At 67.0% G+C, this 7,247-nt stretch carries 7 protein-coding genes; 4 read left to right on the plus strand and 3 right to left on the minus strand.

The genetic code is table 11. The features are described from left to right. Positions 1–84: 84 nt before the first annotated feature. Complete coding sequence (locus tag DYI24_RS17435) at positions 85–807, minus strand: hypothetical protein (protein WP_164573195.1); 723 nt, start codon at positions 805–807, stop codon at positions 85–87. Between the two features lie 253 nt (positions 808–1,060). Here DYI24_RS17435 and DYI24_RS17440 point away from each other — a divergent pair, with 253 nt between their 5' ends. The 4 genes from DYI24_RS17440 (at position 1,061) to DYI24_RS17455 (ending at position 4,993) form a co-directional block, all read left to right on the plus strand. Then, positions 1,061–1,606 (plus strand): sigma-70 family RNA polymerase sigma factor, encoded by a 546-nt coding sequence (locus tag DYI24_RS17440; RefSeq protein WP_107354972.1) that lies wholly within the window; start codon positions 1,061–1,063, stop codon positions 1,604–1,606. Positions 1,607–1,608: 2 nt separating this feature from the next. After that, positions 1,609–2,247, plus strand: a complete 639-nt coding sequence (locus DYI24_RS17445) for an NrsF family protein (RefSeq protein ID WP_164573199.1) — start codon at positions 1,609–1,611, stop codon at positions 2,245–2,247. Between the two features lie 116 nt (positions 2,248–2,363). Continuing rightward, entirely contained in the window at positions 2,364–2,708 is a 345-nt protein-coding gene (locus DYI24_RS17450) for a DUF2946 family protein (RefSeq protein WP_349627790.1), read from the plus strand. A gap of 59 nt (positions 2,709–2,767) precedes the next feature. Next, positions 2,768–4,993, plus strand: a complete 2,226-nt coding sequence (locus DYI24_RS17455; protein ID WP_164573197.1) for a TonB-dependent receptor family protein — start codon at positions 2,768–2,770, stop codon at positions 4,991–4,993. A gap of 22 nt (positions 4,994–5,015) precedes the next feature. Here the strand turns inward: DYI24_RS17455 and DYI24_RS17460 are convergent, their stop codons facing one another. Continuing rightward, entirely contained in the window at positions 5,016–6,125 is a 1,110-nt protein-coding gene (locus DYI24_RS17460; protein ID WP_107343789.1) for a DUF2336 domain-containing protein, read from the minus strand. A gap of 37 nt (positions 6,126–6,162) precedes the next feature. Next, positions 6,163–7,247 (minus strand): GGDEF domain-containing protein (locus DYI24_RS17465; protein WP_246701285.1); only part of this gene is annotated, 1,085 nt, incomplete at its 5' end.

The raw sequence follows: 7,247 nt of genomic DNA on the forward strand, positions 1-7,247 counted from the left end.
ATGCATGTCCCCGGAAGGCCGACCGCGGCCGCGGGCAATCTGCCCGCTGCCGCCAGCGGCTTCAAGGGGTGGGCGCGGGCGCCCTCAGGCCATGAACATCCGCGCCGCGGAGGCGAGAGTGAGGAGGCCGCCGGCTGCGATGAAGATCTTGCCGATCAGTGACGCCTTGTCCCACGCATCATCGTCGTGGGTGGTGGCTTTGGCCTGCGTGTCGGCTTGCGGCTGCGGGGTGGCCGCGGTCTCGGCGGCGGCGGGCTGCTGCGGCTGCATTTGGGCCTGGAGTTGCGGCGCATCGGTTGCCGCGCGGTCGAGGTCGTTGACCTGGTCGGCGGCAATCACGGCGGGGTTGGTCGCACCAGCCGCGGCGGCCGGTGCCGCAGCCTGGCTGGCTTCCGTGGACGGGGTCGGCTGGGCCTGAGCGGCTTCGGCCGGTGTCGCCTGGGCATTGGCATTGGCGATCGAGGCGGGCAGGGCACCGCTGGCATCGGCGAGCGGCTTCGGCCCGGTCTGGGCGTCGGCGGCGCGGCCTTCCTCGACCGGAGATTTGACGACCGACTTGGCTTCGGACTGCTTGGCCTCGGACGGATTGGGTTCGGAAGGCTTGGCTTGGGCCTGCTTGGCCTTGGCCGGCTTGGCGTGGTGCTTGACGGCCTTTTTCTTCGGCGCCGGCTTGGCGGGGCTTCCGCTATCGCTGGCGGCGGCCTGCGGCGCCGCGAAACTCGGTGTCGCCGGTGCAACGCACCACAAGCCCACCGTCAATCCTGCTGCAATGATCAGAGCCGAGCGCCCGCTGGCTTTGATGTCCATGACATTCTCCCCATTTGCCAGCCCGCGACCAGAAAGCGCGGGGCGGTGGCGTCAGCGGGGCCAAACCATGAGGAAACATTGCCGATCCGCGGCAACATCTGGGCAGTGGCGCGAAGTGGCTGCGGGGCGTCGTTCGGTGCTATGGCAACGGCCGGCAAACGCCGCCGTCTGGCGGTTTGCCTCACGACTCCGTGATCGCCCCGGTGGGCGTAACAAACCGCAGTTAGGGCCGAATTGTTGGACGGGAGCGTGCGTGCGCGGACGTGACGACGAATGGACCGACCTGATGCGGTCAGCCAATGCCGGCGACAGCGTCGCGTATCGGCGGCTACTCCAGAGTGTCACGCCAGTGCTGCGCGCAGGGGCGCGGCGCGGTCTCGCCCGCGCCGGCCAGCCAGTCGATCAGGCTGAGGATATTGTGCAGGACATTCTGCTGGCGGTGCATCTGAAGCGGCACACCTGGGATTCGGGCGCGCCGTTCGCCCCGTGGCTGTTTGCGATCGCTCGCAACAAGCTGATCGATACGCTGCGCCGCCGCGGTCGCCGGGTGTTCGTCGATATCGACGACTTCGCCGATACGCTGGCAAGCGAACCGGCACCGGAGACGCTGCCCGCCAGCGAAGTGACGCGGCATCTTGAAGGCTTGCCGCCGCGGCAGCGTGACGTGCTGCAATCGATCGCGGTCGACAGCGCCTCGATCAAGGACACCGCGGCGAAACTATCGATGAGCGAGGGCGCGGTGCGGGTGGCGCTACATCGCGGCCTATCGGCGCTCGCTGCCAAATTGAGAACGGTGTGACCATGGAAACCGATCGCCTGATCCAAGCGCTCGCCGCCGACGGTGCCAGCCGCGATCGCCCAGTCGGGCAGGTGCTGGCCGCCGCGCTGCTGGTGGCGCTGCCGGTGTCGGCGGCGCTGCTGCTGACGACGCTCGGCCTGCGCCCGGATCTGCACGAGGCGATGCGCAATCCGTTCTTCGACCTGAAATTCGTGGTGACGCTGGCGCTGTCGCTGTCGGCGATCATCGTCGCGCTGCATCTGTCGCGCCCGGAGGCGACGGCGAAAGGCTGGCGCCTGCTGCTGCTGGCGCCGCTGGCGGTCCTCGGCCTCGCGATCGGCGCCGAAGCGATGCTGCCGCATCGCACCTCGGCGATGACGCGGCTGCTCGGTCACAACTCGCTGCTGTGCCTCGGCTCGATCCCGGTGCTGTCGCTGCCGATCCTCGGCGCCGCGCTGGTGGGGCTGCGCCGCGGCGCGCCGTCGCGTCCGGCGCTCGCGGGCGCGCTCGCCGGCATGCTGTCGGCCGGGCTCGCCGGCACGCTGTATGCCGCGCATTGCGTCGACGATTCCCCGCTGTTCGTCGCCACCTGGTACACGCTGGCGACCGCGATGGTGGCCGGTCTCGGCGCCGTGCTGGGGCCCCGGATTTTGCGTTACTGAGACACCTCCGGGACGTTACTGATCGCGAATGAATTTGACTCGCTTTGCGCCTGTGGTAGCAAAACACCAAGGGGCGCTGCATGAGCGGGTTTTCACGACGGCGGGCGAGGGCATTGGTGGCGGCTTGGGTCGCTGCCTACGCGCTCGTGCTCAATGTCGTGCTCGCCAGCACGCTGCTCGCCGGACAGTCTCCGGTTCAACTCATCACCGGTCACGAGTTCTGTATCGCTACCGTGGATGATGGGGCCGCGGGTGACGCCGGCCAGCCGGCCAAGGCCGTTCCGATCCGCTGCCCGCTGTGCCTCGGCCAGCATGTCAGCGCGACTCCGCCGCCGCTGTCGCCGGCGCTCGCGATCCGGATCGCCTTCAGCATCCGCTACGAAGTCCCGCGCGCGACGCCGTTCGTCGCGCGGCGGCCGTCTCCCGCCCATCAGCCCCGCGGCCCGCCGGTTCTGGCCTGACGATCGCGCGCGCCTGCGCGCGTCCCCCTCATCGTCCGATCAGTTGCCGGAGTTCCGTCATGTCATCCGCATTCCCGCGGTCGCGCAGGCATTTGCTTGTGCACGCCACCGCGCTCGTCTCCACCTGCCTCGTCGCCTTGCCCGCCGCGGCGCAAAGCCGTTCCGACAGCACCCTGCCGCCGGTCACCGTGCAGGCGCCCGATCAAGCCGCACGACCGGCGCCGGCGCGTCCGAAGCCGCGCGCTGCATCGCAGTCCACGCGCGCGGTGCGTAGCGCCACCCCCGCGGTGCAGCCGTCCGCGGCACCGGCCGCAAGCGAGGTCGCGCGCGGGCCGGCGCTGACCGTGCTCACCGTGCCGCAGGCGCTGCGCGACATCGAGCAGACGCCGGGCGTCGTCGCGCTGGTGCCGGCCAATGCCTATCGCAACTCGACGGTGGCGAGCACCATCAAGGACATTCTCGACTACGTGCCGGGCGTGTTCGCGCAGCCGAAATGGGGCGACGACACCCGGCTGTCGATCCGGGGCTCGGGCCTGTCGCGCAATTTCCATTTGCGCGGGGTGCAGCTCTACATGGACGGCATTCCGATCAACACCGCGGACGGCTACGGCGATTTCCAGGAGATCGATCCGACCGCCTACAACTACGTCTCGGTGTACAAGGGCGCCAATGCGCTACAGTTCGGTGCCAATTCGCTCGGCGGCGCGATCAATTTCGTCACCAAGACCGGCCGCGATCCGTTCCCGAACGGCGTCAGCGTCGATGCCGGCGCGTTCGGCTATCGCCGGCTGCAGGCCAATGCTGGCGGCGTCAACGGCGCTTGGGATGGCTACATCACGGCTTCGGCGCAGGCCGCGGACGGCTTCCGCAATCACAGCGACGGCCAGGCGTACCGGCTGAGCGGCAATGTCGGCTATCAGATCACGCCGGATATCGAGACGCGGTTCTATCTCAACGCCAACAGCGTCCGGCAGAAGATCCCCGGCACCGTCACCAAGGACATCGCGCTGAATTCGCCGCAGACCGCGGCGGCCGGCAACGTCGCGCTGGATCAGCAGCGCAACATCGACACCGTGCGCCTCGCCAACAAGACCACGATTCGGTTCGAGGACACCGTGGTCGATTTCGGCGCCTTCGGCGTCGACCGCCATCTGATGCATCCGATCTTCCAGTGGCTGGACTATCGCTATCAGGACTACGGCGGCTTCGCCAAAGTCACCGACGATCGCATCATCGGCGGCTATCGCAATCGCCTGGTCGCCGGCGTCAATCTGTTGAACGGCCGGATCGACAACAAGCAGTACGTCAACGTCGCCGGCAACAAGGGCGCGCTGGCGTCGTCGTCGCTCGACAAGTCGACCAACACCAGCGTCTATATCGAAGACTCGTTCTACTTCCTGCAGAACGTTGCGCTGGTCGGCGGCACGCAATTCCTGCACGCCACCCGCGACCGCCGCGATCGCTTCCTGTCGGACGGCGATCAGTCCGGCTCCACCGAGTTCAACCTTTGGAGCCCAAAGGGGGGACTGCTCTGGCAGATCGATCCGAACTGGCAGGCCTTCGCCAACGTCTCGCGCAGCGCCGAGGTGCCGAGCTTCGGCGAAAGTGCGTCGGGCCCCGGCATTCCGACGATCCCGTTCACCAGCATCCGCCCGCAGCGCGCCACGACCTACGAGATCGGCACCCGCGGGCGCCGGCCCGACGTCACCTGGGATCTCAGCTTGTACCGGGCCGAGATCAAGGACGAACTGCTGTGTCTCTACAGCGCGTTCGGCAACTGCAACGTCACCAACGCCGACCGCACCCTCCATCAAGGTGTCGAAGCCGGCCTCGGCGTGACGCTGTTCAAGCATTTGTTCGAGCGCGCCGGCGCGCCGGACCGGCTGTGGCTGAACATGGCCTACACGCTGAACGACTTCCGCTTCGACGGCGACGCCAAGTTCGGCAACAACCTGCTGCCCGGCGCGCCGCGGCACTATCTGCGCGCCGAGTTACTCTACAAGAATCCGAACGGCTTCTATATGGGCCCGAACGTCGAATGGGTGCCGCAGGCCTACTACGTCGACAGCGCCAATACGCTTCAGACCGAGCCCTATGCGCTGCTTGGCCTCAAAGCGGGCATCGACAATGGCGGGCCGTATTCGATCTACATCGAAGGCCGCAACCTGCTCGACAAAACCTACATCGCCTCGGCCAGCATCATCGACAAGGCGAACGCCAACTCGCCGCTGTTCGAGCCCGGCACCGGCCGCGCCGTCTATGCCGGCTTCAAGGCGCGGTGGTAGGCGAAACGCTTTCGTCGGCCGCTCAGGCGGCCGGCGGTGCGGCGGCGGTGGATTGCTGCATGCGGTGGAAGCGCAGCACCTGCTGGGCGGTGGAGGTACGCAGCCGCTCGTAGGTGTCGCGGCATTCCTCGAGATCGTGCGAATGGGTGCCGTTGATCTCGTCACGCATGTCGATGATCTCGCGCACCGTCGCCCATGTCAGGTTGCACACCTTGGCGAGGATCAGCACGCCTTCGTCGCGCGATTCCACCATCATGGCTTCGGCGGTTTCGACCGTGATGTTGGCCAGACAGGCGATCGCCTGATTGGTCTCGTCGAATTTGCGCTGCTGGGCGAAGCTGTGCACCGCGACGGCGTCGATGCGGCCCTCTTCAAACAGCGAGCGCACCAGCCCGTGCGCGATCGAGGTCTGCCGGCTGATGCCGCGCGGCGCCGAGCGTGCCAGCCGGCCGGCCTGTCGCACCGCGTTGCCGACATCTGCGGCGGCATGCGGATTGGCGGCTTCGAGCTTGCTGCGCACGGTCGCCGAAGCGATCGCGATCATCTTCAGGTACTGCGCCCGCGGAATGGTGCGCTGGCCGAGCGCGTCGGCGAGGCCGTCGTCATGTTCGGCGCGCCGGGCGAGCACGCAATAGCCGTTGTCGGAGAATTCGGCGCCGGGGTTTTTCACGGTGCTCTGCACCACCGCCGGATTGCCGAGTTCGACCAGCACGTCGGTGACGGCACCGCTGAGGGTGCGGCGGGTCGAGATCGCCATCATGTGCTGCTGGCTCTTGGCGCGCACATTGGCGATCAGGGTGGCGTCGTCGAGCTGCTCCGACTGCGACAGCACCGGCGCGGCGATCTCGATCCGGTCTTCGAAAGCGAGTTGCCGGATGATCCGCGGCGGTGCCTGCACATTGGCGAGCCGCTGCGCCAGCAGCTCCTTGGCGTTGGATTCGATGTCCTCGACCAGGCAGGTGAAGACGTCGTCGAACACCTCGATCTGTTCGTCGTTGTAGTCCACGCCGTCGAGAAACAGGTCGGTCACGCGGCGCAGCGTCTCGACGCGTCGCGCTACGGTGCCGTGCGCCAGCATCGCCTGCAATTCATCGAGCAGGTGGAGGGCCGGCCTCGTTGGTCTTGAAGTCATTACTCTTTCCTAGAGCGAAGACAGGGCGCCTGTTTCTTCAGGCGCAGGCAACTCGGTTTCGTCCGCCGTGCTTGGCCTCGTAGAGTGCGCGATCGGCGCGTGCCAGCACGGCTTCGGTGGATTCTTGGAGCGTCATGGTGGTGACGCCGGCGGAGAGAGTCACCATCATGCTGGGCGAGAACGCGCTCCAGTCGAGATCGGCGACGATCATGCGAAGCCGGTCGAGGATCAGGCGGGCTTCGTCGTCGGAGGTGTTCGGCAGCAGCAGCAGGAATTCTTCACCGCCGTAGCGGCCGAACCGGTCGAAGCTGCGGATGTTGGCGAAGATCGTGATGGCGAAAGTGCGCAGCACCTCGTCGCCGATCGGATGACCAAACGTGTCGTTGATGCGCTTGAGCCAGTCGAGGTCGATCAGCGCCAGCGACAGCGACTCGCAGTGCCGCGCCGCGCGTTCCATCTCGTTGTCGAGGTGCCGCATGATGCAGCGGCGGTTATAGGCCCCGGTGAGTTCGTCGAGTTCGGCCAGTTCCTCGATCCGCTGATAGGCCTCGCGGAGCTGGGCGCCGCGCTTGTACAGCGAGTCGCGCAGCGCCTTGGAAAACACGCCGATGAAGGTGCAGCGTCCGACCGTCAGCACCAGCGCCAGCAGGGTGGCGAGCCGTTCGAGCGAATTGTCGTGCGGCATCCCGATCGGCAGATCGGTGAGCAGGAACAGCGGCACCAGCGCGCACAGCAGCGCGGACCACAGGATCAGCGCCTGCCGGCGATCGGCGCGGAGCGAAGCGAAGCCGAACACCACAAACAGTTCGAACAGAAAGAAGGCGCCGATCTGCGGCGCCCACACCGTGAAGCCGATGATCAGCGCCAGCGTCGTAATGGCGATCGGCACCGTCAGATAGTGGTCGGAGAAGCGATCGTTGAACCCGGATTCCGACAGCGCGAACAAAATGCCGCCGACCAGCGCGCCGGAAACGGTGAACGCCACCACCACGATCGATGGGATCGTGCCGGCCTGGACGTAGATCAGCAGGATCGCCGCATCGATCATGAAGCTGGCGGCGATCAGGTCCAGCATGTGCCGGCGCTGACGCATCCGTCGGCCACGGACGGCAAGGGTGCGCG

It is taken from the genome of Rhodopseudomonas sp. BR0C11 (assembly GCF_010820945.1).
GTDB classification, from domain to species: domain Bacteria; phylum Pseudomonadota; class Alphaproteobacteria; order Rhizobiales; family Xanthobacteraceae; genus Rhodopseudomonas; species Rhodopseudomonas palustris_H.